The organism is Marivibrio sp. (assembly GCF_040218065.1).
In the GTDB taxonomy this organism is placed as follows: Bacteria; Pseudomonadota; Alphaproteobacteria; order UBA8366; family Aestuariispiraceae; genus Marivibrio.
This window is the reverse complement of the sequence record NZ_JAVJQE010000013.1, coordinates 640,445-665,609: the sequence shown is the minus strand read 5'-3', so window position 1 is coordinate 665,609 and position 25,165 is coordinate 640,445. Positions and strand designations below refer to the sequence as shown.

Sequence of the window (25,165 nt, the reverse complement as noted above, 5' to 3'; positions counted from 1 at the left end):
CCGCTGAACCGCCCGGATCTAACCCGGACGCGAGCCGGCCGCCGCCGGGTCGACGGACGCCCGTTTCAGGCCGTCCCGCGTTTCGCCAGATACTTTCGCACCGCCGCATCGAGGCCGTCGGCGATCTGATCGCCCATTTCGCCGCCGGTTCCCTTGACCCGGTTGCCGACAATCGCGCGCATGGCGTTGACGTGGGTCTCCAGAATCCCGACGCCGCCAGCGTCGAGCACGTCCACCTTCTCGGTGAAGCGGCAAAAGGAGTTGGCGATGCGGGTCATCAGCGGATAGCCGAAGCTGCCGCCTTGGCCGCGCATGTCGTGCGCCAAGCGGAAGGCCTCGCGCACCGGCTCCGCCTCATTGTCGACGCCTGGCTCGATTCTGGCGACCAACGCGCTGAGCGTCTCGACGTCCTTGCTGGCCCAATTGGGGTAGTCGTCGCTCATTTTGGCGATCGCGGCTTCGGCCTTCGCCAGCATTTCGGGGCTTGGACCGCCGCCGCCGCTCACCTTGTGCTTGAGCGGATGAGGCGGGTTGATGATCTGCACCGCGTCGTTCTTCTTGCCGCCGCCGTTGGATTGGTCGCTCATCCGCTTCTTCCTTACCTCGCAGGCCCCGCGGGCCGGCGTCTGCGATCCTCGATGGCCGACGCACCCTCTGTTAAAGCCGAATCGCGGCGCGCACGCAATTCCCGGGCCCGTTACAGTTCGCCGATCTCGTGCGCCACGGCGTGCAGGCCGGCGCGGTCGTCGCGCTCTTGCGCCGTCGTGCGCGGAAGTCGCCGGGCTCGCTCCCGCCGCTCCTCGCCCGAGAAGTCCTCCAGCTTGCGCCGACGGCAGGGGCCGACATAGTCGCCGACCCGCACAAAGGGACGGGGCGTCTCGATCACCGCGCGGATGCGCGAATAGAGGCCGAGCGGCGTCACCGGCTTGGCCAGAAACTCGGTCGCGCCGGCGTCGCGCGCCTCCAGGATGCGGCGGCGCTCCGTGTGGCCGGTCAACATGACGATCGGCAGGAAGGGATTCGGGCTGTCGGGCGCGGCGCGCACCAGCCGGGTGAACGCCAACCCGTCGAGCGACGCCATCATCCAATCGACGAAGACAAGGTCCGCAGGGCGGTGCTGCAATTCCGCAAACGCTTCCGATCCGTCAGAGCATTCAACAATGTTCTGAACCTCGAAGCCTTGGAGAATATCGCGCAGAAGCGCACGCATGTGCGGATTGTCGTCGACCAGCATGATGGTCACGCGGTCCAGACGCAAAGGCATCGTCGCTGAGAGCCCTCTAATTTTGACGACGGACCCGCCTGCCGTCCGCCCCGTCGTCAGCCGACCCAAGAGACCGCGCGTCCTCCCGCGCCGCCGACGCTCGCGGCGTCGGTTCGTATGGGTTGTGCTGTGTTTGTTATACGACCGATAGAGGTCTTGTGGAATCGGGAATTAAACCCTGACGGCATTACGGGAATGCGTCTTCGTTGCACCGGGCGCGCGCGTCGCCTATGCAGGGGACGCGCGGGCGGCGGCGCGCGAGGCCGCGCCGCAAATCCGCCACAAACCGCCGATAGGGAACCCGCAGCGCAGACTGGCTCGAGCGCGCCTACTCGGGTCAGGAAAGCCGTGCGCGGACACAACATATCGGCTATGATCAACCGGTCGCCGCAAAACTTGGTGGGCGGCCTCCGAGTTTCAGTGCGGGCGCCCGCCTCATGTCGGCCGACCCGGCTGCAGTAAAGACCTGTTAGGACGAGATCGCCATGGCGGGACATTCCAAATTCAAGAACATCATGCATCGCAAAGGCGCGCAGGACAAAAAGCGCGCCCAGCTGTTCGCACGGCTCTCGAAGGAGATCATGGTCGCGGCCAAGATGGGCGACCCCGATCCGGCGGTGAACCCGCGCCTGCGCCTGGCCGTGCAGGCCGCGCGCGCCCAGTCGATGCCGAAGGACAATATCGAACGGGCGATCCAAAAGGGCGCCGGCGGCGGCGAAGGCACGGACTATGAGGAGATCCGCTACGAGGGCTACGGTCCCGGCGGCGTCGCCATCATCGTCGACGTCCTGACCGACAACCGCAACCGTTCGGCCGCCGACATCCGCTCCATCTTCAACAAGAACGGCGGGAACATGGGCGAGACCGGCTCCGTCGCCTTCATGTTCGAGCGCATGGGCGAAGTGCGTTACAAGGCCGAGGCCGCCAGCGCCGAGGCGATGTTCGAAGGCGCGTTGGAAGCCGGCGCCGAGGATGTGGAGTCCGATGAGGACGGCCATGTCGCGGCCTGTCAGGCCGACGATCTCGGCGACGTTTCGGCCGCCTTGCAGGAGACGTTCGGCGAGGCCGAGACGGTGCGCCTGATCTGGAAGCCGAAGAATCTCTCCCCGGTCGAAGGCGAGGCGGCGGAGACGCTGATGAAGCTGCTCGACGCGCTCGACGATTATGACGACACGCAGAACGTCTGGGCCAACTACGACATTCCCGAGGCGGAGTTGGAGCGGTTGGCCGGCTGAGCCGGGTTGGACGGGCGGAAAGCGCATGCGCATCATCGGACTGGACCCGGGGCTCAGGCACACCGGCTGGGGCGTCATCGAGATGAACGGCTCGCACCTCTCCTATGTCGCCTGCGGCGTGGTCGATCCGCCGGACAGCCTGCCCATGGCCGATCGGCTGAAGGCGCTGCATGACGAGCTGATGAGCGTGCTCAAGCGCTTCGCCCCGGAGGAAGCGGCGGTCGAGGAGACCTTTCTCAACAAGAATCCCGGCACGACGCTGAAATTGGGCCACGCCCGCGGCGTGGTGCTGTTGGCGCCGGCGCTGGCCGGCTTGCGCGTCGCCGAATATGCGGCGAAGAGTGTGAAGCAAGCCGTCGTCGGGACCGGCTCCGCCACCAAGGATCAGATCGGCGTCATGGTGCGCACGCTGCTGCCGGGCGCCGACCCGGGCAGCGAGGACGCCGCCGACGCGCTGGCCGTCGCGATCTGTCACGGCCACCACGGATCCAGCATGCGCGCCTGGAGCGCAGGGGGCGGGCCGACGACGCAATTCGCCGCCGGCCGACCGATCCCGGCCGGCGCCTTTCGGACGGGGCGGCGATGATCGCGAAGCTGAAAGGCCTGGTCGAATCGGGCGACGAGGACGGCGTCATCCTGGACGTGGGCGGCGTCGGCTACCTGGTCTTCTGTTCGGCGCGCACGCTTTCGCGCCTGCCGGTGCCGGGCGGGGCCGCGTCGCTCGACATCGAAACGCATGTCCGCGAGGATCACATCCATCTCTACGGCTTCGCCGAACGGGCGGAGCGCGACTGGTTTCGGGCGCTGACGACCGTTCAGGGGGTCGGCGCGCGGGTCGCGCTCGCGATCCTCTCCGTGCTCACGCCCGATCAGCTCAGCCAGGCGGTCGCCGCCCAGGACAAGGCGGCGGTCGCGCGCGCCAACGGGGTGGGGCCTAAGCTCGCCCAGCGCATCGTCTCGGAATTAAAGGACAAGGCGGGCTCCATCGCCCTCGGCCCCGGCGCGGCGCTCTCCGGCGCGGGGACGACCGCCGCGGCCCCCGGCGGCGGCGGCACGGAGGCGGGCGAGGGCGTCGATCCCGGCGCCCGCGAGGACGCGGTCTCTGCGTTGGTCAATCTCGGCTACGGCCGCTCCGAGGCCTTCACGGCGGTCGCCAAGGCGGCGCGCGGGATCGAGGGCGGCGCTGACGCGGCCCAGTTGATCCGCGCGGGCTTGAAGGAGCTTTCGCAGTGAGCCCGGCGGCGGACGGTTACGCGCCCGGTCCGGCGCCGGACGATCGCGCGGTCTCTCCGCAGGAGCGACCGGAGGATCGCGAGGAGGCGCGCGAGGGCGTGCGCCCGCTCAGCCTGGGCGAGTTCATCGGCCAGGGGGCGGTGAAGGAGAATCTCGGCGTCTTCGTCGCCGCCGCACGTCAGCGCGGCGAGGCGATGGACCACACGCTGTTCTACGGCCCGCCCGGCCTCGGCAAGACGACGCTGGCCCAGATCGTCTCGCAGGAGCTGGGCGTCGGCTTTCGCGCCACCTCCGGGCCGGTGATCGCCAAGGCCGGGGATCTGGCGGCGCTCTTGACCAACCTGCAGCCGCGCGACGTGCTGTTCATTGACGAGATCCACCGCCTCTCTCCGGCGGTGGAGGAGATCCTCTATCCGGCGATGGAGGATTTTCAGCTCGATCTCATCATCGGGGAGGGGCCGGCGGCCCGATCGGTCCGGATCGATCTGCCGCCCTTCACCCTTATCGGGGCGACGACGCGGGCCGGCCTCATCACCACGCCGTTGCGCGAGCGGTTCGGCATTCCGCTTCACATGAATTTCTACACCGAGGACGAGCTGACCGAGATCGTCAGCCGCGCGGCGCGCATCCTCGGCATGGTTTTGGCGGACGACGGCGCGCGCGAGGTCGCCAAACGCTCCCGCGGGACGCCGCGGGTCGCCAACCGGCTGCTGCGTCGCGTGCGCGACTTCGCCGCCGTCGACGGCGCGACGCAGGTTGACGCCGGCGCGGCCGACAAGGCGCTGCTGCGCCTCGACGTCGATCGGCGCGGACTCGACGCGATGGACCGGCGCTACATGCGTTGCGTGGCCGAGAATTACGGCGGCGGCCCCGTCGGCGCGGAGACCCTTGCGGCGGCGCTTGGCAACGAGCGCGACGTGCTGGAGGAAGTGGTCGAGCCGTTTCTGATTCAGCAGGGTCTGGTTCAACGCACCCCGCGCGGGCGCATGCTGACCCCGCCGGGCTGGCGCTATATCGGGCTGGAGCCGCCGGCCGCGGTGACGGCGCAGCTCGACATGCTGGCCAAGGCGGGCGCGGCGAAAGAAGGGGGAGGGGACGGCGATGGCTGACCGCGCCCCGCACCGCCTGCCCGTGCGGGTGTATTACGAGGACACTGACGCCGGCGGCATCGTCTATCACTCGAATTACCTGAAATACGCCGAGCGCGGGCGCACCGAACTGCTGCGCGAGGCCGGCTTCGAGCATGCGAACCTGATGCAAGAGTACGGGGCCGGCTTCGCGGTGCGGCGCTGTACGTTGGATTTCGTGAAGCCCGCGGTGTTGGACGACGCCCTTATCGTTGAGACCGAGATCGCGCGCATCCGCGGCGCCAGCGTCGAGATGCGGCAAAAAATACTGCGCGACGGGGCGCTTGTCGCCGACGTCGAGATCCACGTCGCGTTGATCGATCGGCACGGGCGGCCGAAGCGGCTGCCCGACCCGCTGGCGGCGGCGATGCGCGCCGTCGCCCCGCTCGAAGCCTGACGGCGCGAGAGACCCACCCATCCGACCAGCCGAACGGAGACGGAGAGATCATGGAACAGGATGCCACAGGGGCGACGGAGGGCGCGGAGGGCGTGATCGACACGATCATGATGGGGGGCGACGCCTCCCAGCCCGAGCTCACCATGCTGAGCCTCTTCCTGCGCGCCGACTGGGTCGTCAAAAGCGTGATGGTTCTGCTGGTGCTGATGTCAATCTGGTCGTGGGCGGTGATCTTCGACAAGTTGACCCGCATGCGGAAACTGCAGCGTCTCGCCGGGCGGTTCGAGGACGCCTTCTGGTCGGGCGGGTCGCTCGACGATCTCTACAATCGGGTCGGGCAGTATCCGGCCGATCCGATGAGCTCGGTCTTCTCATCCGCGATGCGCGAATGGCAGCGCTCGGCTGCGCGCGGCTACGCCCGGGAGAGCGCGGCCGGCCTGCAGCAGCGCATCGAACGCGTCATGCAGGTGACGCTGGCGCGCGAGGTGGAGCGGTTGGAGAAATGGCTGCCCTTCCTGGCCTCCGTCGGATCGTCCGCCCCGTTCATCGGCCTGTTCGGCACCGTCTGGGGCATCATGAACAGCTTCACCGCGATCGCGGCGACGAAGCAGACCAGCCTTGCGGTGGTCGCGCCGGGCATCGCGGAGGCGCTGTTCGCCACCGCCCTCGGCCTTGTCGCGGCGATCCCGGCCACTGTCGCCTACAACAAGATCTCAAACGATCTGTCGCGCTACGCCGGGCGGCTGGAGGCCTTCGCGGGCGAGTTCAGCGCCATCATCTCGCGCCAGCTTGACGAGGAGGGCTGAGCCATGGCCGGCGGCCTGATGGGACCGTCCGGCGGCGGCGGATCGCGCTTCAACCGAACGCGCTATCGCCCGATGTCGGACATAAACGTGACACCTTTCGTGGATGTCATGCTGGTGCTGCTGATCGTCTTCATGGTGACCGCGCCGCTTCTGACGGTGGGCGTGCCGGTCGATCTGCCGGAGACGCGCGCGGCGAGCTTGAACGACGCGGAAGAGCCGCTCGTGCTCACCGTCGACCGCGAGGGCGTGGTCTACATTCAGGAGACGGCGATCGAGGAGGCCAACCTGATCGCCCGGTTGCGCGCGGTGACCGGAAACAATCCGGACGTCCGCATCTTCGTGCGCGGGGACAGTCAGATCCGGTACGGCCGGGTCATGGAGGTCATGGGCCAGTTGAGCGCCGCCGGCTTCAGCAAGGTCGCGCTGCTGGCGCGGCTGCCGGGACAAGAAGAAGGCGTATCCGGCCAGTAACGTGACGGCTGGTCCGTAGGCTCTAGAAGGGTCGCTAGAAGGGTGATGTAGGCGAGGGATGCGCGGCGGTCTGGTCTTCTCTGTGGCTCTGCATGCGGGCGTCGTTCTCGCCGCCTACGTCGTTGTGCCGCGTGAGGCGATCGAATTGGAGCCGACCGGGGCGATGGTCGACGTCGAGGTGGTCAGCGAGGAACAGCTGGCCGCCCTGCAGACCCGCACCGAGGAGCCGCAGGCCGACGAACCCCCCGCGCCTGAGCCTGAACCTGAACCTGAGCCCGAGCCCGAGCCCGAGCCGCCGCCGGCGCCGGAGCCGCCGCCGGCGCCCGAGCCGCCGCCGGCGCCCGAGCCGCCCCCGGCGCCCGAGCCGCCCCCGGCGCCCGAGCCGCCGCCCGAGCCCGTCCCCGAACCCCAGCCGGAGCCGGTCCCGGAGCCGCAGCCCGAGCCTGAACCGGAGCCGCAGCCTGAGCCTGAACCGGAGCCGCAGCCCGAGCCTGAACCGGAGCCTGAGCCTGAGCCTGAACCGGAGCAGGAGGCTCAGCCGACCCCGCCGACGCCGAGGGTTAAGCCCAAACCGCCGCCGCCGCAGCAGAATTTCGCCTCGCTTTTGAAGGACCTCGAGCGCGAGCTGGAGGAGGAGGCGCCGCAGCCCCAGCCGCCGGCGCAGGAGCCGGATCCGGAGCCGGAGGCGCCGCAGACGTCGCTGCAGGACGCGGTCAAGGAGGCTTTGGCCCGCAGCGAGCGGCAGCCCAGCCCGCCGCAAAGCGCGGTCCGGGCGACAGGCGCGCTTAATCCCAGCGAGTTGGACGCCGTGCGCCAGCAGATCGCCGGCTGTTGGGCGGTCCCGGCCGGCGCGCGGGAGGCGGAGGATCTGGTGATCGAGGTGCGGGTCGCCGTGCGCCCCGACCGGACGGTCAGCGCGGCCGAGTTGGTCAATCCTGAGAAGGCTTCCGATCCGTTCTGGCGGGCGGCGGCGGAGAGCGCGCTGCGCGCGGTGCTCAACCCGCGTTGCAGTCCTTTAAAACTGCCGCCGGACAAATATGATGTTTGGAACTCGATCATTTTCACTTTCAACCCGCGGGAGATGCTCGGCTGATGCATAAGGATTCCGGGATCGAGACCCTGGCGCTCGACGCGCCGGCGACGGAGGGCGACGCGCTCGTCGCACGCGCGTCGCGCCGGGCGATCACTCGCCGCGGCGCGGTCGGGCTGCTGGGCGGCGCCGGAGCGCTGGCGGTCGGCGGGCTGCCTATTGCGCCGGCGGCGGGCGAGGTGCGCATCGACATCACCCGCGGCAACATCGAGCCGCTGCCCATCGCCGTCACCGAGTTCTTCGGGGTCAGCGAGGACGAGGCCGGCATCGGGCGCGATATTGCGAGCGTGATAACGGCGGATCTGGAGCGCTCCGGGCTGTTCGCCCCAATCGACAGGCGCGCCTTCATCCAGACGGCCGCCAGCATGAAGGTGCGTCCGCGCTTCTCCGACTGGCGCGTGATCAACGCCCAGGCGCTGGTAAACGGCTCGGTCGAACTGAAGCCGGACGGGCGCGTGCGCGTCGAGTTTCGCCTGTGGGACGTCTTCGCCGAGGCGCAGATGCTGGGCCGCGCCTACCAGACGGAGCAGCCGCATTGGCGGCGCGTCGCCCACATCATCGCCGACGCGATCTACCAGCGGATCACCGGCGAACAGGGCTATTTCGACACCCGCATCGTCTACGTCGCCGAAAGCGGGCCGAAGATCGACCGGACGCGCCGGCTCGCCATCATGGACCAGGACGGCGCCAATCACCGCTTCCTGACCGACGGCCGCGCCATGGCGCTGACCCCGCGCTTTTCACCCGCGCGGCAGGAGATCACCTATCTCAGCTACTTCAACAACACGCCGCGGGTTTATCTCTTCAACATCCGCACCGGTCGGCAGGAGGTGCTGGGCGCGTTCGACGGCATGACCTTCGCGCCGCGCTTCTCGCCCGACGGCAATTCGGTGATCATGAGCCACGCCGAGGCCGGCAATTCCGACATCTATCTGATGGATTTGCGCACGCGCACGCCGCGTCGGCTGACCGACCACCCCGGAATCGACACCGCCCCTTCCTTCGCGCCCGACGGGGAGCGCATCACCTTCGAATCGGACCGCGGCGGCTCGCAGCAGATCTACGTGATGAACGTCGACGGTTCGGACCTGCATCGCATCAGCTTCGGCGAAGGGCGGTACGCAACGCCCGTCTGGTCGCCGCGCGGCGATCTGATCGCCTTCACCAAACTGCATCGCGGCGAGTTCTTCATCGGCGTGATGCGGCCCGACGGGACCGGGGAGCGCCTACTGGTCGGCGGCTACCACAATGAAGGACCGACCTGGGCGCCGAACGGCCGGGTGCTGATGTTCTTCCGCGAGACCCGCGGGGAGCAGGGGAGCAGCACGCTGTTCTCAATCGATCTGACCGGCTATAATCTCCGCGAAGTGGTGACGCCCGGCGACGCCTCCGATCCGGCCTGGTCGCCGCTCAATCCGTAACGGGGCGGACGGCGCGAAACGCCGCAAGTGGAAACCGGTCGAAAGTCGGGAAAATCCGCTGCAATTCACGGCGATTTCATCGCGGTTTCTGTTGATATTCGAAAATCTGCATGCTTAAACTAATCTACCGGGAACAGGCGGTGTTCCGGGCGCGTCGCCTTGCGACGCGCGATCATGAAGCCAAGCGCTCGGCGATGCTGCCTTCGACCGATCCGGTCGACGAAAGCGTCGCCGCAACGACTGGGCGCTCAGTTCGCGCGGACAGGCAAGGCGGCGCTTGGGGCCGCTCCGGTGCAGGTTTCGGCCGAACCGGTCGGAGAGCTTGCGACGACACGCGACTGCGACGGTCGCGACGGATCGCGGGCGTGTCCACGACTGACGGGCGGCGCAGCGTGCGCCGACCCACCTTTAGGGGGTGCTTCTATGCGCGTTAAGATGATCAGCCTGCTGGCGGCGTTGACCCTGGTCGCCGCCTGCGCCTCGGAACCCGAGGAGACGGCGGATACCAGCGGTCAGGGGACGACCCAGACCACCCAGACCACCACGACCGACACCGGCTCGGCGCAGCCGTCCGTGGTCCCCGGTTCGGAGGAAGAGTTCATCACCGAAGTCGGCGACCGCGTCTTCTTCGCCTTCGACAGCTCGGAGCTGTCCTCGTCGGCGCGCGCTACGCTGGATCGTCAGGCGGCCTGGCTGCAGCAGCACCGCTCGGTCCAGATCGTGATCGAAGGCCATGCGGACGAGCGCGGCACGCGCGAGTACAACCTCGCGCTCGGCGAGCGTCGGGCCAATTCGGTTAAGGAGTACTTGGTCAGCCAGGGCGTCGACGCGAACCGCCTGCGCACCATCTCCTACGGCAAGGAGCGGCCGGCCGTCGCGGGCTCGACCGAGGCCGCCTGGGCGCAGAACCGTCGCGCCGTGACCGACATCGTCAGCGGCGCCGCCTCGTAAGCGCCTTCTGACGCGTCTGCTTTGCGGCCGGTCTTCCCGAGCGGAAGACCGGCCGTTTTGCTGTCCGGCCCCGTCCGCGTCGCACGCCGGCCGGCGTCTGGGCCTCGACAGACGCCTTAGTGTCGACAAAAATCGGCGCTATCCGCTGCAGGCGGGCGCCGCCGGCTCGCCGCCCCGACCGGGCGGCCGCCGCGTCCAGCCCGCGCCGCGACGCGCCGATCCGAAACAGAGCCGACCCGAAACAGAGCCGACCCGAGAGTGCTGATGTTCGCTACCTCCTCCTCCCGTCTTCGCGCTTCAATCCGTCGCCGCCGCCTTGCGGCGGCGTTCGCCGGGGCGCTTGCGCCGATCGCCGGGGCGATCGTCTTGGGGGCGACGCTCCTGTCGACGCCCGCCGGTCCGGCCGCGGCGCAAAGCGATCTGTCGCGCGAGATGGAGATCCTGAAGCGTGATCTGCGCGATCTGCAGCGCTACATCTATCGCGGTGAAGGCCAGCCGCCGGCGCCGACGGGCGAGGGCGCCGGCGCGCCGACCCCACCCCAGGGCGAGGCGATGCCGACCGACGTCGCCGGTCGTCTGCAGGTCAAAATGCAGCGCTTGGAGCGCGAGATGCGCGACCTGACCGGACGGGTCGAGCAGGCGGAGTTCCGCGCGCGCCAGGTGGATCAGCGTTTGGAGAAGCTCTCCTCCGATATCGATTTTCGACTGCAGCGCCTGGAGCGGCAGGCGGGACTCGGCGTGCAGACCAGCCAGGCCGCGGGGACCGCCTCGGCCGGCGCATCCGGCGTTCAGCCGTCGGCCTCAGGCGGCCGGACGGCCGCGGGCGACCAGCAGGGCACGACCGTGATCTCCTCCGCCGGGACGACGCAAGAGAGCGGCGCCGACGCGCCGCAGACGCTTGGCACGCTGCGCACCAACGCCGAGGGCGAGGTCGTCGGCGCCGAGATCGCGCCGCGGCGGGAGGACGCCGCCTTGTCCGACGGGTCGAGCCCGCAGCAGGCGGCCGCCCCGAGCGCGCCGCAGCCGCCGCCCCAGCCCGGCTCGGTGTCAGGGGCCGAAGCGACCGCGGCCGCGCCAAGCGGCGTCTTGCCGGACGGTACGGTCCAGGAACAGTACGACTACGCCTTCTCCTTGCTGCGCAAACGTGATTTCGCCGCCGCCGAGCAGGCGATGCGCAGCTTCGTCGACAAGCACGGCGACAGCGGGCTTGCGGGCAATGCGATGTATTGGCTGGGCGAAACCTATTACGCGCGGGAGAACTACCGGGACGCGGCCGCCACCTTCCTCGACGCCTACACCGGCTATCCGCAGAACGACAAGGCGAGCCACAGCCTCTTGAAGCTCGCCATGTCGCTCGGCGCGCTCGGCAAGCAGGACGCCGCCTGCCAGGCCTTCTCGACGCTGGCGCAGGACGGAAACGCGAGCGAGCGAATCCTGTCCACCGGCCGGTCGGAGGCCGAAAAGCTCGGTTGCTCGTGACCTCCGCGGCCGCGCGCCCTGGTCCCGTCGATCCCGCGCAGTTCGGGAATGCGCTCGCCGCCTGCCTGCCGGCGGCAGGCCCCCCCGTCGGGTTGGCGGTCGCCTGTTCCGGCGGGCCGGACAGCTTGGCGCTGGCGCTGTTGGCGCGCGACTGGGCGCAGGCACGCGGCGCGCCCCTGAAGGCCTTCATCGTCGATCACGGGCTGCGCCCAGAGGCCGCCGCCGAGGCCGAGAGCGTGCGCGCGCGGCTCGAGCGCGCCAGGGTGAGCGCCGCGGTGCTGCGCGACCCCGGCGCCGCACCGCCCGCCAGCGACGTGCAGGGGTGGGCGCGCCGGCTGCGCTATCGCCTGCTGCTCGCCGCTTGCGCGGAGGCGGGCCTCGGCGTTCTCGCGCTCGCCCATCATCTTGAGGACCAGGCGGAGACGTTCCTGCTGCGCCTTGCGCGCGGCAGCGGCGTCGACGGCCTGGCCGCGATGGCGCCGGCGCTGGATTGGGGCGGCGTGCGCGTCGTCAGGCCGCTTTTGGATATCCCGAAGGCGCGGCTGACCGCGACAGTTGCGGCGGCGGGACTTCAATCGGTCGACGATCCCAGCAACTGCGATCCGCGCTTCGCCCGCGTACGTGTGCGCGAGCGGGCGGACGATTTGGCGGCGCTCGGATTAACGCCGCGACGGCTGGCGGACACGGCGGGGCGCATGGCGCGCGCCCGCGCGGCGCTGGAGGGGGAGGCGGCCCGGCTCGTCGACGCCGCCGCCGCGTTCGACGCCGCCGGCTTCGCGACGCTCGATCGCGAGGCCCTGCTGCGCGCGCCGGAGGAAATCGGCCTCAGGGCGCTGGCGGGCCTGATCCGCCGGGTCGGCGGCCAGGTCTATCCGCCGCGCCTGGAGCGGTTGGAGCGGCTCTACGGCGCGCTGGGCGCAGGCTCGATCGGCGGCGGGCGCACTCTAGCCGGGGTGCGGATCGCGCCGCGACGCGACGGGCGCCTGTTGATCCACCGCGAGCCGGCCCAGGTCACCGAGCGCGCGGCATTGGCCCCGCAGCTGTTGTGGGACGGCCGGTTCGCCCTGCGCTTCGCGTGCGCCGATCCGCGTCTGGAAGTCCGCGCGCTCGGCCGCGACGGGTGGTCGCATCTGCGCCGCCGGAATCCCGCCGCAGCCCGGGCGGGTGCGGCGCTTCCCGGCCCGGTCAGGCTCTGCTTGCCGGCGGTGTGGCGGCGCGAGGAGCCGCTCGCGGCGGGAGAGGCCGCGGCCGAGCCGCTCGGCGCGCCGCATCTCGCCCCGCCGGTCGATTGTCCGGCGGTTCTCGCGCTGCGCTTCGCCGGGCCGGAAGCGGTGCGCGTGAATTGCTGAGGCCGGCGCTCTTTTCTCAGGCGGCGGGCGGCCCTATTTACCTTGAGCGCCGGCGGCGCGCCGTCCGAACGGGCGTCGCCGGGCCGCTTCGCTGGACGCAGGGGCCTGAAACGCGTTTAATGCGAGGGTCCGCTGCAGGCGGCTGGGGGCGAGACTGTTTTGACGGCGCGCGGCGGCGGCGCGCGCCCCATGATCCGGGCGAGACGCTCCTTCGAGCGTAGCTTGACGACAACGCCCCGGTTCGAACGACGAGAGGCTTTGGCTCGTGAACTTCTTCGGCAGAAATCTGGCGCTCTGGATCATCATCATCGTCTTGATGGTGTTCCTGTTCAACGTCTTCCAGGGCGGCTCCGGCCCGACCCAGGCGCAGCAGACGCCCTACTCCCAGTTCTTGAGCGACGTGGAGAGCGGCGACGTCAAGGACGTGACGATTGAGGGCAACCGCATCACCGGCCACCTGCAATCCGGCCGCCAGTTCAGCACCTACGCGCCGAACGACCCCGGCCTGATCGAGAAGCTGCAGTCCAACAACGTGATGATCCAGGCGCGCGAGCCGGAGGGGAACAGCTTCTTCGTGCAGCTGCTGATCTCCATGCTGCCGATCCTGCTGTTGATCGCGGTCTGGATCTTCCTGTTCCGTCAGATGCAGGGCGGCGGCGGCAAGGCGATGGGCTTCGGCAAGTCGAAGGCCAAGCTGCTGACCGAGCAGAAGGGCCGCGTCATGTTCGACGACGTGGCCGGCATCGACGAGGCCAAGCAGGAGCTGCAGGAGGTGGTCGAGTATCTGCGCGACCCGTCCAAGTTCCAGCGCCTCGGCGGCAAGATTCCGAAGGGCGTGCTGCTGGTCGGTCCGCCCGGCACCGGTAAGACGCTGACCGCGCGCGCCGTCGCGGGCGAAGCCAACGTGCCCTTCTTCACGATCTCCGGCTCCGACTTCGTCGAGATGTTCGTGGGCGTCGGCGCCAGCCGCGTGCGCGACATGTTCGAGCAGGGCAAGAAGAACGCGCCCTGCATCATCTTCATCGACGAGCTGGACGCGGTCGGCCGTCATCGCGGCGCCGGCCTCGGCGGCGGCAATGACGAGCGCGAGCAGACGCTGAACCAGATGCTGGTCGAGATGGACGGCTTCGAGGCGAATGAGGGCGTGATCATCATTGCGGCCACCAACCGCCCGGACGTGCTCGACCCGGCGCTGCTGCGCCCGGGCCGCTTCGACCGTCAGGTCGTCGTCCCCAACCCCGACATCGTCGGCCGCGAGAAGATCCTGCGCGTCCATCTCTCCAAGGTGCCGCTGGCGCCGGATGTGGAGCCGAAGGTGATCGCCCGCGGCACGCCCGGCTTCTCCGGCGCGGATCTCGCCAATCTGGTGAACGAGGCGGCGCTGATGGCCGCCCGGCGCAACCGGCGCGTGGTCTCGATGAAGGAGTTGGAGGACGCCAAGGACAAGGTCCTGATGGGGGCCGAGCGCCGCTCGATGGTGATGACCGAGGACGAGAAGAAGCTTACCGCCTATCACGAGGCGGGCCACGCGCTGGTCGGCATCTATATCGACGGCAACGATCCGCTGCACAAGGTGACGATCATCCCGCGCGGGCGCGCGCTCGGCGTGACGATGAACCTGCCGGAGCGCGACCGCCTCGGCTACAAGAAGATGGAGATGGAGGCGCGGCTCGCCATGATGTACGGCGGCCGCGCGGCCGAGGATATCATCTTCGGGCCGGAGAACGTCACCACCGGCGCCTCCAACGACATCCAGCAGGCGACCAACATGGCCCGCGCCATGGTCACCGAATACGGCATGTCGCAGAAGCTCGGCCGGCTGCGCTACAACGAGAACCAGGACGAGGTGTTCCTCGGCCACTCGGTCGCGCGCCAGCAGAACATCTCGGAGAAGACGGCGCAGATCATCGACGAGGAGATCCGCCGTATCACCGAGGAGGCGGAGAAGCGCTGCTATCAGACCCTGCGCGACCACGAGGACGAACTGCACAAGCTCGCTCAGGCGCTGCTCGACTACGAGACGCTGTCGGGCGAAGAGGTCAAGAAGGTCATCAAGGGCGAGCCCATCCATCGCGAGGAGGATGCGGGCGGCCCGACCGGCGGCGCCGGCGCGCGCTCGTCGGTCCCGACGACCTCGAAGGGCGAAAAGGGCAAGGACGGCGGCGGCTCCCGCCCGATCGGCCCCGACCCCGACCCGGAGCCGGGGCCGGCCTGACCCCGCCCCGTCTGCGACGATGCGAGAAAGGCCCGATCCTCAGCGGATCGGGCCTTTTTTCTTGCGAGCGCCGGCGGTCGGACTTGCAGCGCCTCACCCCGACCCCCTCCCCTCTGAAGGGGAGAGGGAGAAGAGGAATACCGCTCGCCCACTTTATAAGGGAAGGGTGAGGGGATGGTGCGGCGAGGCGCCGGCGGTCGAACCTTCGGCGATCACCCCCCTCACGCCTGCCGGTTGGTGTAGTCGTAGAGGTCGGCGTCGAGGGTGAGGGGGGTCTTCGCGCCGCCGAAGACCTTGCCGCCCATCGCCGCCAGCACGCCGACGGCCGCGTTCATTGCGGTCTGCAGCGCGCCTTCGGTCCAGCCGCCGACCCAGGACACGCTGTCGCCGGCGACGAAGACGCGGGCCGTCTGCGGGTCGTTCTTCACTTTCTGGAAGTCGAAGAAGAGGTCCTGGACATAGTGGTTCTGTCCGGGGCGGTTCAGCTTGAAGGCGCCGAAATAGCCGGGCTCCAGCTCCCAATCGATCATCTGGACGTTGGCCTCATAGTCGCCGTCCTTCGGGTGCAGTTCGCGCGCGAAGTCGGGCGCCACGGGCGCCAGCGCCGCGCGCAGCATCTCGAGCCGCGCCCTCTTGTCCTGGAAGGTCAGCTGCTTGATCGACTGATCGCCCCAGACGTAGGAGACCAGAACCACGCCCGTCGTCTCGTGGTAGTCGAGGGTGTAGAGATTGGTGGAGAGCGTGTCGCTCAGGATGCAGCGCACGGGCTCCTTTAGGGTCTTCCAGAACTGGGTCTCGGTCCGCAGGAAGACCTTGCTGGAGTTCATGATGTGCAGATCGCAGACGCCGGCGGCGGGCTGCGTCTCCAGGCCGGGCGAGAGCGCGCCGTGCTGGGGATCCTCGAAGCCGTTGAACAGGCCGAGCTTGCCGTCGATCTCCATCGAGCGATGGGTCGTCGCCATGATGACGCGCCCGTAGGGCCCGTCCGGCAGCGGCGCGCCGTCCTCTCCCAACAGCACGAGGCGGCCGCCCCCGTCGGCGAGATAGATCCCGGTGCAGCGGCTGTTGAGATGGGTGTGCGCCTGGACCGAGGTTGCGGCGCCGCCGGGCGGCGTCACCGCCGCCTCATAGAGATGCTGGGCGATCTGATGGACGCCGCCGGGGATGAAGCGCTGGTCGGTCTCCAGCCCGTTCACCATCAGGCGCAGGATGTCGAGGAAACCCACTTGGTAGAGCGGCCCGAAGCCGCCGAAGCCGGCGCCCAGCGCCGCGAAGCGCTCGTAATCGTCCGGCACGGCCCACGGCTTGCCGCCCGGCGGGTTCGGCCCGCTGAAGATCAGCATCAGCCCGTCATAGAGGCTCTTGTTGGCGAAGACCTCGATATAGGTCTTCCAGGCCGCGACCGGATCGACCTCCGCCTCATGCTTCTCCATGGCGCTCGTAAAGGTCAGCGCGGCGGCGATCTTGTCCGGCGGGGCGAGCGTGACGGTCCGCTCCCGGCCCTCCGCGTCGGCGATCGCCACGGACGCGCCGTCCTTGAGGAAGGCGCCCCACGCGTGGGAGAGCGCCTTGAAGGGCTCCGGCACGTTCTGATCGCGCTTGTTGGTGAATGTGTACTGATCACCCTGATAAGAAACCAGCGTCTCCACCGCGCCGGGATCGGGGAAGTCGGGGGTGGTGCGGATCCCGAACTGATCGATGTAGCGGAACAGCAACTCCTCCGAGGGCGGGAAGCGCATGGCGCCGAGCTCCGCCAGATCTTTGGAATCGTCGAAGAAACTTTTGGAGTAGAGGCGCCCACCGATCCGATCGCTCGCCTCGAACAGGGTGACGTCGACGCCGGCGCGCAGCAGTTCGTAAGTCGCCGCCAGACCGGCCAGACCGGCCCCGATCACGGCCGCCTTCTCGGCGGAGGCGGGATCGACGGCGCCGATCGGGCCGTCGCAGGAGTCCATCCAATGGGCGTACGAGAAGCCCGGGGTGTCGACGTAGCTGTAGTAGGTCTTCTCGGCGGACGCGGCGAGCGCGCGCGGCCCGTCCTTGCGCGGCGGAACCTGATAGACCATGGCGGCGATCCTCCCCTTTGTCAGCGTGCAGAGCGTTGCACGGCGTCAGTTTCGTAAAGCACGTAAAAAGAGTATAATAAAAATGATAATCGAAAAACACGAATAAAGACCGAGCGTCGGCTGCGCCCGCCTCCGCCGCGCGCGCCCGCAACGCCTTGAATCATCGGCGACTCCGGCGCATAGAGGGGACTGCAGCACGGAGCGGTTGGCATGACGCGAAAATATTTCGGAACCGACGGCATGCGGGGCACGGCGAACTGCTGGCCGATCACGCCGGAGGTGGCGCTGCGGCTGGCCGTCGCGGCCGGCGCGCAGTTCCGCCGCGGCGATCACCGGCACCGCGTGGTCATCGGCAAGGACACCCGGCTCTCCGGCTATATGCTGGAACCGGCGCTGACCGCCGGCTTCATTTCCATGGGCATGGACGTGATGTTGCTGGGGCCGCTGCCGACGCCGGCGGTCGCGATGCTGACGGGCTCGCTGCGCGCCGATCTGGGGGTGATGATCTCCGCCTCGCACAATCCCTATCAGGACAACGGCATCAAGCTCTTCGGCCCCGACGGCTACAAGCTGAACGACGAAACCGAGGCGGCGATCGAGCGCATGATGGACGACGGCCTCGACGACGGCGCGCCGGCCGCGCCGGCGGAGCCGCACGCGCTCGGCCGCGCCAAGCGGTTGGAGGACGCGCCCGGCCGCTACATCGAATTCGTGAAGGCGACCTTCCCGAAATCGCTGCGTCTCGACGGGCTGAAGATCGTCGTCGACTGCGCGCACGGCGCGGCCTATCGCGTGGCGCCCGTGGTCTTCCACGAACTCGGCGCGGAGGTGATTCCAATCGCCGTTCAGCCCGACGGGGCCAATATCAACCGCGATTGCGGCGCCACGGCCCCGGATGCGATGTGCGAGCGGGTGGTCGCCCACGGCGCCGATCTCGGCCTCGCGCTCGACGGCGACGCGGACCGGCTGATCGTGTGCGACGAACATGGCTCCATCGTCGACGGCGACCAGCTGATGGCGCTGATCGCGCGGAGCTGGGCCGAAGCCGGGCGGTTGCGCGGACCCGTGGTGGCGACCGTCATGTCGAACCTGGGGCTGGAGCGCTTCCTGGCCGATCGCGGCGTCGGGCTGCGCCGCACGAAGGTCGGCGATCGCTATGTGGTGGAGGCGATGCGCGAAGGCGGCTCCAACCTGGGCGGAGAGCAATCCGGGCACATCGTGCTCGGCGACTACGGCACCACCGGCGACGGGCTGGTGGCGGCCCTCCAGGTGTTGGCGGTGATGGTCGCCGGCGGCCTGCCGATGAGCGCGCTGGGCCGGCAGTTCGAGCCGGTCCCTCAACGCCTGCACAATGTCCGGTTCGAGCGCGGCAGCCGGCCGCTCGACGACGCCGCCGTCAAGCAGGCGATCGAAGCGGGCGCCGACCGGCTGGGCGAGGCCGGGCGCCTCGTCATCCGGCCGTCGGGGACCGAGCCGGTGATCCGCGTGATGGCGGAAGCCGACGACCGCGCCTTGATCGACGCCGTCATCGGCGACGTCGCCGCGGCGATCGAACGGGTCGGCGCGTCGGCCTGACGGCGCGCCGCCGCCTTACATCACCCCGCCCTCACATCACTTCCGCTTCGGCCAGCGGGTCCTGTTCGTCCAGGATGCGGCGCAGGCGCGTCAGACCCTGGACCAGGCGTTCTTCCGCGCGCGGTCCGCCCAGGCACACGCGCACCGCGCCGGGGGAGGGGGCGTCGCCGATGGTGAAGGCGTGGGCGGCGGTCAGCATCACGTCCTGGGCCGCCGCGGCGGCGACGAATTGGCTGGCGCGCCAATGCGGCGGCAGGGTGAGCCAGAGATGCAGCGCTCCTTCCGGCATGGCGTAGTCGCACCCTTCGAAGATTTCGGTGGCGACCGCCCGTCGGCGCGCCAACGCCGCGCGCCGCTCCTCCAGGATCGCGTCCGCGCCGCCGCCTTCGATCCAGCGCGCCGCGATTTCCGCCGTGATCGGCGAGGCCATCCAGGTGCTTGCCCGGACCGAGGCGGCGACGTAGTCGCGCATACGGTGCGGGGTCTTCACGAAGCCGATGCGCAAGCCCGGCGCCAAGGTCTTGGAGAGCGAGGTGACGAGATAGCCCATCTTGGGTGCGTGGACCGTCGCAGGCCGCGGCGCATCGGCCGGGAACAGGCCGCAGATGTCGTCTTCGATTAGCGGGATTTCGTAGCGTTCGCACAGACCGGCGATCTCGATGCGCCGCTCTTCCGGCATGACGGCGTTGGTCGGGTTCTGCAGCGTGGGGACGATGTAGACGGCGTCGATCCGCCCGGCGGCGGCGGCCGTGGCGACGGCGTCGACTGTCAACCCGTACGCGTCGATCGTCCCGGGGACGAGCTCCAGGTCGAGCAGCTTCGCCACCGTCTTGATCCCCGGATAGGCGAGCGCCTCGGCCAGCACCTTCTGGCCGGGCTTCAGGACCGTGGCGAAGGTCGCCGCCAGCCCGTTATGGGCGCCGGCGGTGAGCGCCAAATCCTCCTCCAGGACCTCGACCCCGCGCCGGCTCAGCCAGTCGACGCCGGCGCGGCGGAAGCGCGCGGCGGCGTTCTTCGGATGATAGGTCAGGAGATCGCCCATTCCCGGGGCTTCGGCCATGGCGGCAAGCGTGCTGCGAAAAAGCCGCCCCTCGGACGCCGGCGGCGGCACGTTCGACTGCAGCGGGATCGGACCGGCTTCCGGCCCTTCGATCGAATCCTCGATCGCGGGGTCGCCCGCCGCCCAAGGGTTGCCGGGGCCGGGCGTCGCGGACGCGGCGCCGGGATCCCCCAGCATCGCCTGGAAGCGCGCGGCGCGCGGGCGCACGAAGGTGCCGCGTCCGACTTCGCCGCCGATCAGGCCGCGGCGCTCCGCCTCCTGATAGGCGCGGGTCACGGTGCCGACCGTGACGCCAAGGCGCCAGGCGAGATCGCGTTGCGGCGGCAGTTTCGCGCCTTCGGACAGCCGCCCGTCGCGCACGTCCGCCGCCAGGCGGTCGGCGATGGCCGCGTATTTCGGCCCGGGCGCGTGCGACAGGTCGGGGGTCCAGTCGGCGGGATCGGCCGGTGCGGCGTCATTCATGCGAAGCCCTTTTTCGGAAAAATTGTCATGGTGACAATGTATCAATTGAAACCGCCTGAACAAGAGATTTATACATTGGTTCGAGACAATCGGGTCTCAATCTGGGTATAAGGAAAGATTGTATGCCTACAATCAAGACAAAGCCCGGATCGTTCGGGTCGCAGGCCGCGTTTTTGGCGGGATCGGATCGCTCCGGGTCGATCGCAGCGCAGCGCGCGGCGCTCCGCGGGTCGCGTCAGCCGGTCGGTTGGATCGCCATGCTGTGGGCGGCGCTGCGCCGCTGGCAGGAGCGGGCGGAAAGCCGCAGCCATATTCGCGAGCTCGATGCGCGCCTGTTGCGCGATATCGGGGTGAGCCGGGCGGAGATCGAAAGCGAGATCGCCAAGCCCTTCTGGCGTCCCTGAAGCCCCCGGCCCGGCCGGCGCGCCTCCCAAAGGGCGTCGACCGGGCTCTTCAGAGCCGCCGCCGGACGAGCGCCTTACCCCCGCTCGCCCGGCGCTGGAACCCCGGCCGGAAGGGCGGGCGTAGGGGCGGCCCCGGCGTGCTAACAGCGCGGACGACGTCGGGGCCGCCCCTTTCTTTTCGACACAGCGCACGGCACAGTCGCGCGTGACCCTGATGTCGAGACGGGAGGATCCCATGGCCCACACCGCAACCCGCGCCGAGCTGGAAGCCGCGATGGCGCTGGTGCACGGGCATTTCGACCCCACGCCGGCCTATCGTTGGCCGCTGCTGGCCGCGCGCACCGGCGTCGACGTCGTCGTCAAACATGAGAACCACACACCGGTCGGCGCCTTCAAGATCCGCGGCGGGCTGGTCTATATGCGCGATCACGCGGCGCGCTGCGGGACGAGCGCCGGCGTCATCACCGCGACACGCGGCAATCACGGCCAATCGATCGCGACCGCAGCCAAGGCGCTAGGCGTCCGCGCCGTCGTCGTCGTGCCCGAAGGCAACAGCCGCGAGAAGAACGCGGCGATGCGCGCGCAGGGGGCGGAGCTCATCGTCCACGGCGCGGATTTCCAGGAGGCGGTGGAGTACGCCCAGGCGCGGGCGGCCGAAGACGGGCTGATGATGCTGCCGAGCTTCCATCCCCTGTTGATGCAGGGCGTGGGCAGCTACGCGATGGAGCTGTTCGGCGCGCATCCCGATCTGGAGACGGTCTATGTGCCGATCGGCCTCGGCTCCGGGATATGCGGGGTGATCTCGGCGCGCGACGCGCTCGGCCTCAAGACCGAGGTGGTGGGAGTCGTCGCCGAGGGGGCGCCGATGTACAAACTGAGCGTCGAACAGTGCCGGCCGGTCTCCACGAACAGCGCCGAGACGATGGCGGACGGCATGGCCTGCCGCACGCCCGTGCCCGAGGCGTTCGAAATCATCCAGGCCGGCGCCGCGCGAATCCTCGCGGTGTCCGACGCCGAAATCCGGGCGGCGATGCGCGCCTACTATCACGACTGCCACACCGTCGCCGAAGGCGCGGGGGCCGCGCCGCTGGCGGCCTTGATGCAGGAGCGCGCGCGCCTGCAGGGCCGCAAGGCCGGCGTGATCCTGACCGGCGGCAACATCGATCGGGCGCTCTTCGTCGAGGCGTTGCTCGAACCGGACGCGCATGAGGAGAGCGAGATATGAGCCTGACCCTGCCGATCTACCAGTTGGACGCCTTCGCGGAGGCGCCGTTTACCGGCAATCCCGCCGCTGTCGTGCCGCTGGACGCGTGGCTGGCCGACGAGGCGATGCAGTCGATCGCGCTGGAGAACAATCTGGCGGAGACCGCCTTCGTCGCGCCCACGCCGGACGATCCCGACCATGACTTCCACATTCGCTGGTTCACCCCGACTGTCGAGGTCCGGCTCTGCGGCCATGCGACCCTTGCGACGGCCGCCGTGCTCTTCGAGAGGACGGGCTTCGAGGGGGCGGCGATCCGCTTCAAGAGCAAGAGCGGCCTGCTGGAGGTCGAACGGGTGGAGGCCGGGCGTTATGCGCTGAACTTCCCGGCGGAGCCGCCGCGCCCGGCGGAGCCGCCCCCGGACCTGGTCGACATTCTCGGCGGCGTGCAGCCGACGGCCTTCCTGAAGGCCGTGATGAACATGGCCGTGCTGTCGGACGAGGCGGCGGTGCGGGCCGTCTCGCCCGATTTCCGCGCGTTGGCCAAGGTCGCCGGCGACGGCTTGATCGTGACGGCCCCGGGCGATCAGTGCCATGTCGCCTCCCGCTACTTCGCCCCGCACGCCGGGATCGATGAAGACCCGGTGACGGGCTCTGCGCATTGCACCGTGGCCCCTTACTGGTCCCAGCGGCTCGGCGAGAGTCGGCTCCACTGCCGTCAGCTCTCGGCCCGCGGCGGCGATCTGACCTGCACGGTCGAGGGCGATCGGGTGCGCATCGAAGGCGCGGTGCAATGGTATCTGCACGGTGAGATCTCGATCTGAGCCGGCCCCGGCCGCTGGCCGCGCCGACGAGAATCGGAGAGGATAAGGTTCATTCGCGCATCAGCCTTCGCCGAGGAGCCTTGGGGTCATGAGCGATCAGGACGCCGCGACGGTCGAGATCACGCCGGTTGAGGGCGGCGACGGCCTGATTTTTCTCAAGACGCTCTTCGTCGAATACGCCGAAGCGTTGGAGTACGACGTGTGCTTTGAGGCTTTCGACCGCGAGCTGGAGGGGCTGCCGGGTCCATATACGCCCCCGAAGGGCGGCCTTTGGATCGCGCGGGTCGACGGCGCGATCGCGGGCTGCGTCGCGCTGCGCCCGGTGGTCGACGTGAACGACGGGGCGGAGGCGGGCGAGATCAAACGTCTTTACGTGCGGCCTCACTTCCGCGGTCATTCGCTGGGCACCAAGTTGATCGAGGCGACGATTGAGCGCGCGCGGACCGGCGGCCTCGATCGGCTCCTGCTGGATACGGTCGGCGGGCGGATGGAGCGTGCGATCGGGCTCTACCGCGGTCTCGGTTTCCGACGCTATCAGCGCTATTACGACGGCGCGCCGGAGGGCGTGGATTTCTATCGCCTGGATCTGTGACGGGCCGGTTCGGCGCGAGCGTTCCGCGCGCGCACTCGGCGCTGGGAAGACCGGACGGACCGCCGCAAGAACCGGGTGGCGAGGCGGCGGCGGCGAGCGTATCTCTAGCGCGTCACCTCGATAGGAAGGACCCTGCCGCCATGAGCGATCGCCTGATCGACGCCCCCGCCCGGCCCGAAACGTCGGAGGATCACGCGCACTACGCCCTCATCGGCGACGCGCTCTCCTTCATCGCCGAGACCTGGGGCGAGCGTCAGCCGAGCCTCGGCGAACTCGCCGCGCGCGCCGGCCTGTCTGAGCATCATTTCAGCCGCGTCTTTCACCGGTGGGTCGGCCTCAGCCCAAAGAAATTCATGGGGCTCGTCACGTTAGAGCGGGCCAAGGCCGCGCTCGACGCCCGCGACAGCGTGCTCGACGCGGCCTTCGAGGCGGGTCTGTCCGGCCCGGGCCGGCTGCACGACCTGTTCGTCGCCTACGAAGCCATGACGCCGGGCGACTACAAGCGTCTGGCCGACGGGTTGACGATCCGCTGGGGATGGGCCGAGACGCAGTTCGGCGAGACCCTGCTGATGGAGACGGCGCGCGGCGTCTGCGGTGTGGCCTTCCTCGATTCCCGCGGGCGGGAGGCGTGCTTCGAGGATATGGTCGCTCGCTGGCCTAAAGCGCGCCTGGTGGAGGACGCCGCCGCCGTGCGCCCCACGCTCGACCGGATCTTTTCGGCCGACGGCGACGGCGCGCGGGTTCGCCTGCTGCTGAAGGGCACGCCCTTTCAGGTGAAGGTGTGGGAGGCCCTGATGCGCCTGCCCCCCGCCGGCCTCACCACATACGGACGGCTTGCCGAGACGCTCGGCATGAAGCCGGGCGCGGCGCGCGCGGTGGGGACCGCCGTCGGCGCCAATCCGGTCAGCTGGTTGATCCCCTGTCACCGGGTGATCCGGCAATCGGGCATGCTGGGCGGCTATCGCTGGGGGTTGCCGCGCAAGGTCGCGATGCTCGGCGCGGAGGCGGCGGGCCGGGGATTGGCCGTGCATCCGCAGGCGAGCCCGTAGGGACGGGGCTCCGTCCCGCGCCGGCGCCTTGCAAAGTTCGGCGTAATCCGCTATTTCATTGAACATACGTTCAGTGAATAGAGATTCAGCCATGACCCAGACCATGCCCTACTTCAGCCCCGACGCGGCGGACGAGATTGTGGCCGAAGCGCTGCAAAACGCCGGCGCGGCCATCATCGAGGCCGAGGCGCCGGCCGATCTGCTGGACCAGGTCCAAGCCGATTTCCGCGCCCCCTTCGAGGAGGAGGGGCCGAAATTCGCAAACGATTTCAACGGCTACAAGACGCTGCGCCTTGGCGGCGTGCTGCAGTATTCGCGCGCCTCGGCCGATCTGATCGGTCATCGCCGGGTGATGGCGATGGCGGACGCGGTGCTGGGGCCGCACTGCGAAAACTACCGCATAGGCAGCACCACCGCGATCGAGATCGCGCCGGGCGAAGGCCATCAGGTGCTGCACCGGGACGACAGCTTCTATCCCTACCGCATTCCGGGGGTGGAGTTTCAGATCTCGGCGATGTGGGCGCTCGACGACTTCACGGAAGAGAACGGGGCCACCCGCGTGGTGCTCGGCAGCCAGGATCTGCGCCCGATGGAGACGATCCCGGAAAGCGACGTCGTCCAGGCGGTGATGCCGCGGGGCTCGGTGCTGTTCTATCTGGGCGCGACGGTCCATGGCGGCGGCGCCAACAACTCGAACAAGCCGCGCTCGGGCCTGATCAACACCTACAGCCTCGGCTGGCTGCGCCAGGAGGAGAACCAGTACCTCACCGTCCCGCGCGAGATCGCCGACAGCTATCCCGAGAACATCCGCCGCCTCATGGGCTATCAGGCGCACGGGACCATGCTGGGCGTCTTCCCAGGCGATCCGGACGAGTATTGGTACGACGCCTGAGG

At 69.2% G+C, this 25,165-nt stretch carries 24 protein-coding genes; 20 read left to right on the top strand and 4 right to left on the bottom strand.

Annotated features, from left to right (window positions below; translation table 11 throughout):
• Window positions 1-65: 65 nt before the first annotated feature.
• Window positions 66-587, bottom strand: a complete 522-nt coding sequence (locus tag RIB45_RS15000; protein ID WP_350051221.1) for a phosphorelay protein — start codon at window positions 585-587, stop codon at window positions 66-68.
• A gap of 110 nt (window positions 588-697) precedes the next feature.
• Window positions 698-1,264 (bottom strand): response regulator, encoded by a 567-nt coding sequence (locus RIB45_RS14995; RefSeq protein WP_350051220.1) that lies wholly within the window; start codon window positions 1,262-1,264, stop codon window positions 698-700.
• A 485-nt stretch (window positions 1,265-1,749) separates the two neighbouring features.
• Between RIB45_RS14995 and RIB45_RS14990 the strand changes: the two genes are divergently transcribed.
• The 13 genes from RIB45_RS14990 (at window position 1,750) to ftsH (ending at window position 15,038) form a co-directional block, all read left to right on the top strand.
• Window positions 1,750-2,499 (top strand): YebC/PmpR family DNA-binding transcriptional regulator, encoded by a 750-nt coding sequence (locus tag RIB45_RS14990; protein ID WP_350051218.1) that lies wholly within the window; start codon window positions 1,750-1,752, stop codon window positions 2,497-2,499.
• Window positions 2,500-2,524: 25 nt separating this feature from the next.
• The gene (gene ruvC, locus RIB45_RS14985) at window positions 2,525-3,085 is read left to right on the top strand and encodes a crossover junction endodeoxyribonuclease RuvC (RefSeq protein WP_350051216.1); all 561 of its coding nucleotides are present in this window, start codon (window positions 2,525-2,527) and stop codon (window positions 3,083-3,085) included.
• Window positions 3,082-3,732 carry a Holliday junction branch migration protein RuvA gene (ruvA, locus tag RIB45_RS14980; protein ID WP_350051214.1) on the top strand — a complete coding sequence of 217 codons (651 nt, stop codon included), beginning with the start codon at window positions 3,082-3,084 and terminating at the stop codon, window positions 3,730-3,732. The genes ruvC and ruvA overlap by 4 nt, the downstream gene beginning before the upstream one ends.
• Window positions 3,729-4,841 (top strand): Holliday junction branch migration DNA helicase RuvB, encoded by a 1,113-nt coding sequence (ruvB, locus tag RIB45_RS14975; RefSeq protein WP_350051213.1) that lies wholly within the window; start codon window positions 3,729-3,731, stop codon window positions 4,839-4,841. The genes ruvA and ruvB overlap by 4 nt, the downstream gene beginning before the upstream one ends.
• On the top strand, window positions 4,834-5,256 hold the full coding sequence (gene ybgC, locus RIB45_RS14970) for a tol-pal system-associated acyl-CoA thioesterase (protein WP_350051212.1): 423 nt from the start codon (window positions 4,834-4,836) through the stop codon (window positions 5,254-5,256). Before ruvB ends, ybgC begins: the two co-directional genes overlap by 8 nt.
• A gap of 50 nt (window positions 5,257-5,306) precedes the next feature.
• A complete protein-coding gene (gene tolQ, locus RIB45_RS14965; RefSeq protein WP_502882574.1) occupies window positions 5,307-6,062 on the top strand; it encodes a protein TolQ in 756 nt (251 codons plus the stop codon).
• Window positions 6,063-6,065: 3 nt separating this feature from the next.
• Window positions 6,066-6,533, top strand: a complete 468-nt coding sequence (tolR, locus tag RIB45_RS14960; protein ID WP_350051210.1) for a protein TolR — start codon at window positions 6,066-6,068, stop codon at window positions 6,531-6,533.
• Between the two features lie 58 nt (window positions 6,534-6,591).
• Window positions 6,592-7,626: a cell envelope integrity protein TolA gene (gene tolA, locus RIB45_RS14955; RefSeq protein WP_350051208.1), complete on the top strand. Its 1,035-nt coding sequence runs from the start codon at window positions 6,592-6,594 to the stop codon at window positions 7,624-7,626.
• Window positions 7,626-9,044 carry a Tol-Pal system beta propeller repeat protein TolB gene (tolB, locus tag RIB45_RS14950; protein WP_350051206.1) on the top strand — a complete coding sequence of 473 codons (1,419 nt, stop codon included), beginning with the start codon at window positions 7,626-7,628 and terminating at the stop codon, window positions 9,042-9,044. The genes tolA and tolB overlap by 1 nt, the downstream gene beginning before the upstream one ends.
• 423 nt (window positions 9,045-9,467) lie before the next feature.
• A complete protein-coding gene (gene pal / locus RIB45_RS14945; RefSeq protein ID WP_350051204.1) occupies window positions 9,468-9,995 on the top strand; it encodes a peptidoglycan-associated lipoprotein Pal in 528 nt (175 codons plus the stop codon).
• Window positions 9,996-10,259: 264 nt separating this feature from the next.
• Window positions 10,260-11,474 (top strand): tol-pal system protein YbgF, encoded by a 1,215-nt coding sequence (ybgF, locus tag RIB45_RS14940; protein ID WP_350051202.1) that lies wholly within the window; start codon window positions 10,260-10,262, stop codon window positions 11,472-11,474.
• Entirely contained in the window at window positions 11,471-12,823 is a 1,353-nt protein-coding gene (gene tilS, locus RIB45_RS14935) for a tRNA lysidine(34) synthetase TilS (RefSeq protein WP_350051200.1), read from the top strand. The genes ybgF and tilS overlap by 4 nt, the downstream gene beginning before the upstream one ends.
• 265 nt (window positions 12,824-13,088) lie before the next feature.
• Complete coding sequence (gene ftsH / locus RIB45_RS14930) at window positions 13,089-15,038, top strand: ATP-dependent zinc metalloprotease FtsH (RefSeq protein ID WP_350051198.1); 1,950 nt, start codon at window positions 13,089-13,091, stop codon at window positions 15,036-15,038.
• Window positions 15,039-15,259: 221 nt separating this feature from the next.
• Here the strand turns inward: ftsH and RIB45_RS14925 are convergent, their stop codons facing one another.
• On the bottom strand, window positions 15,260-17,104 hold the full coding sequence (locus tag RIB45_RS14925) for an FAD-dependent oxidoreductase (RefSeq protein ID WP_350051196.1): 1,845 nt from the start codon (window positions 17,102-17,104) through the stop codon (window positions 15,260-15,262).
• Window positions 17,105-17,314: 210 nt separating this feature from the next.
• On the opposite strand from RIB45_RS14925, the gene glmM reads away from it, so the two are divergent.
• Window positions 17,315-18,679, top strand: a complete 1,365-nt coding sequence (gene glmM / locus RIB45_RS14920; protein WP_350051195.1) for a phosphoglucosamine mutase — start codon at window positions 17,315-17,317, stop codon at window positions 18,677-18,679.
• A 31-nt stretch (window positions 18,680-18,710) separates the two neighbouring features.
• Here the strand turns inward: glmM and RIB45_RS14915 are convergent, their stop codons facing one another.
• Entirely contained in the window at window positions 18,711-20,201 is a 1,491-nt protein-coding gene (locus RIB45_RS14915) for an aminotransferase-like domain-containing protein (protein WP_350051194.1), read from the bottom strand.
• A gap of 122 nt (window positions 20,202-20,323) precedes the next feature.
• On the opposite strand from RIB45_RS14915, the gene RIB45_RS14910 reads away from it, so the two are divergent.
• The 6 genes from RIB45_RS14910 (at window position 20,324) to RIB45_RS14885 (ending at window position 25,163) form a co-directional block, all read left to right on the top strand.
• Window positions 20,324-20,605, top strand: a complete 282-nt coding sequence (locus RIB45_RS14910; protein ID WP_350051193.1) for a DUF1127 domain-containing protein — start codon at window positions 20,324-20,326, stop codon at window positions 20,603-20,605.
• A gap of 235 nt (window positions 20,606-20,840) precedes the next feature.
• Window positions 20,841-21,830, top strand: coding sequence for a threonine dehydratase (locus tag RIB45_RS14905; RefSeq protein WP_350051191.1), 990 nt, complete (start codon window positions 20,841-20,843; stop codon window positions 21,828-21,830).
• On the top strand, window positions 21,827-22,630 hold the full coding sequence (locus RIB45_RS14900; RefSeq protein WP_350051190.1) for a PhzF family phenazine biosynthesis protein: 804 nt from the start codon (window positions 21,827-21,829) through the stop codon (window positions 22,628-22,630). The genes RIB45_RS14905 and RIB45_RS14900 overlap by 4 nt, the downstream gene beginning before the upstream one ends.
• A gap of 88 nt (window positions 22,631-22,718) precedes the next feature.
• A complete protein-coding gene (locus RIB45_RS14895) occupies window positions 22,719-23,222 on the top strand; it encodes a GNAT family N-acetyltransferase (protein WP_350051188.1) in 504 nt (167 codons plus the stop codon).
• 140 nt (window positions 23,223-23,362) lie between these two features.
• On the top strand, window positions 23,363-24,271 hold the full coding sequence (locus RIB45_RS14890; RefSeq protein WP_350051187.1) for a methylated-DNA--[protein]-cysteine S-methyltransferase: 909 nt from the start codon (window positions 23,363-23,365) through the stop codon (window positions 24,269-24,271).
• A gap of 91 nt (window positions 24,272-24,362) precedes the next feature.
• Window positions 24,363-25,163 carry a phytanoyl-CoA dioxygenase family protein gene (locus RIB45_RS14885; RefSeq protein ID WP_350051186.1) on the top strand — a complete coding sequence of 267 codons (801 nt, stop codon included), beginning with the start codon at window positions 24,363-24,365 and terminating at the stop codon, window positions 25,161-25,163.
• The last annotated feature ends 2 nt before the right edge of the window (window positions 25,164-25,165 follow it).

Coding starts and splice junctions, on each gene's coding strand:
- ruvC (WP_350051216.1), top strand. CDS start 2,525: ATGCGCATCATCGGACTGGACCCGGGGCTCAGGCACACCGGCTGGGGC.
- tolA (WP_350051208.1), top strand. CDS start 6,592: ATGCGCGGCGGTCTGGTCTTCTCTGTGGCTCTGCATGCGGGCGTCGTT.
- tolQ (WP_502882574.1), top strand. CDS start 5,307: ATGGAACAGGATGCCACAGGGGCGACGGAGGGCGCGGAGGGCGTGATC.
- RIB45_RS14890 (WP_350051187.1), top strand. CDS start 23,363: ATGAGCGATCGCCTGATCGACGCCCCCGCCCGGCCCGAAACGTCGGAG.
- ybgF (WP_350051202.1), top strand. CDS start 10,260: ATGTTCGCTACCTCCTCCTCCCGTCTTCGCGCTTCAATCCGTCGCCGC.
- glmM (WP_350051195.1), top strand. CDS start 17,315: ATGACGCGAAAATATTTCGGAACCGACGGCATGCGGGGCACGGCGAAC.
- RIB45_RS14995 (WP_350051220.1), bottom strand. CDS start 1,264: ATGCCTTTGCGTCTGGACCGCGTGACCATCATGCTGGTCGACGACAAT.
- RIB45_RS14895 (WP_350051188.1), top strand. CDS start 22,719: ATGAGCGATCAGGACGCCGCGACGGTCGAGATCACGCCGGTTGAGGGC.
- RIB45_RS14905 (WP_350051191.1), top strand. CDS start 20,841: ATGGCCCACACCGCAACCCGCGCCGAGCTGGAAGCCGCGATGGCGCTG.
- ybgC (WP_350051212.1), top strand. CDS start 4,834: ATGGCTGACCGCGCCCCGCACCGCCTGCCCGTGCGGGTGTATTACGAG.
- ruvA (WP_350051214.1), top strand. CDS start 3,082: ATGATCGCGAAGCTGAAAGGCCTGGTCGAATCGGGCGACGAGGACGGC.
- RIB45_RS14885 (WP_350051186.1), top strand. CDS start 24,363: ATGACCCAGACCATGCCCTACTTCAGCCCCGACGCGGCGGACGAGATT.
- RIB45_RS14910 (WP_350051193.1), top strand. CDS start 20,324: ATGCCTACAATCAAGACAAAGCCCGGATCGTTCGGGTCGCAGGCCGCG.
- tolB (WP_350051206.1), top strand. CDS start 7,626: ATGCATAAGGATTCCGGGATCGAGACCCTGGCGCTCGACGCGCCGGCG.
- RIB45_RS15000 (WP_350051221.1), bottom strand. CDS start 587: ATGAGCGACCAATCCAACGGCGGCGGCAAGAAGAACGACGCGGTGCAG.
- pal (WP_350051204.1), top strand. CDS start 9,468: ATGCGCGTTAAGATGATCAGCCTGCTGGCGGCGTTGACCCTGGTCGCC.
- RIB45_RS14990 (WP_350051218.1), top strand. CDS start 1,750: ATGGCGGGACATTCCAAATTCAAGAACATCATGCATCGCAAAGGCGCG.
- RIB45_RS14925 (WP_350051196.1), bottom strand. CDS start 17,104: ATGGTCTATCAGGTTCCGCCGCGCAAGGACGGGCCGCGCGCGCTCGCC.
- tolR (WP_350051210.1), top strand. CDS start 6,066: ATGGCCGGCGGCCTGATGGGACCGTCCGGCGGCGGCGGATCGCGCTTC.
- RIB45_RS14915 (WP_350051194.1), bottom strand. CDS start 20,201: ATGAATGACGCCGCACCGGCCGATCCCGCCGACTGGACCCCCGACCTG.
- RIB45_RS14900 (WP_350051190.1), top strand. CDS start 21,827: ATGAGCCTGACCCTGCCGATCTACCAGTTGGACGCCTTCGCGGAGGCG.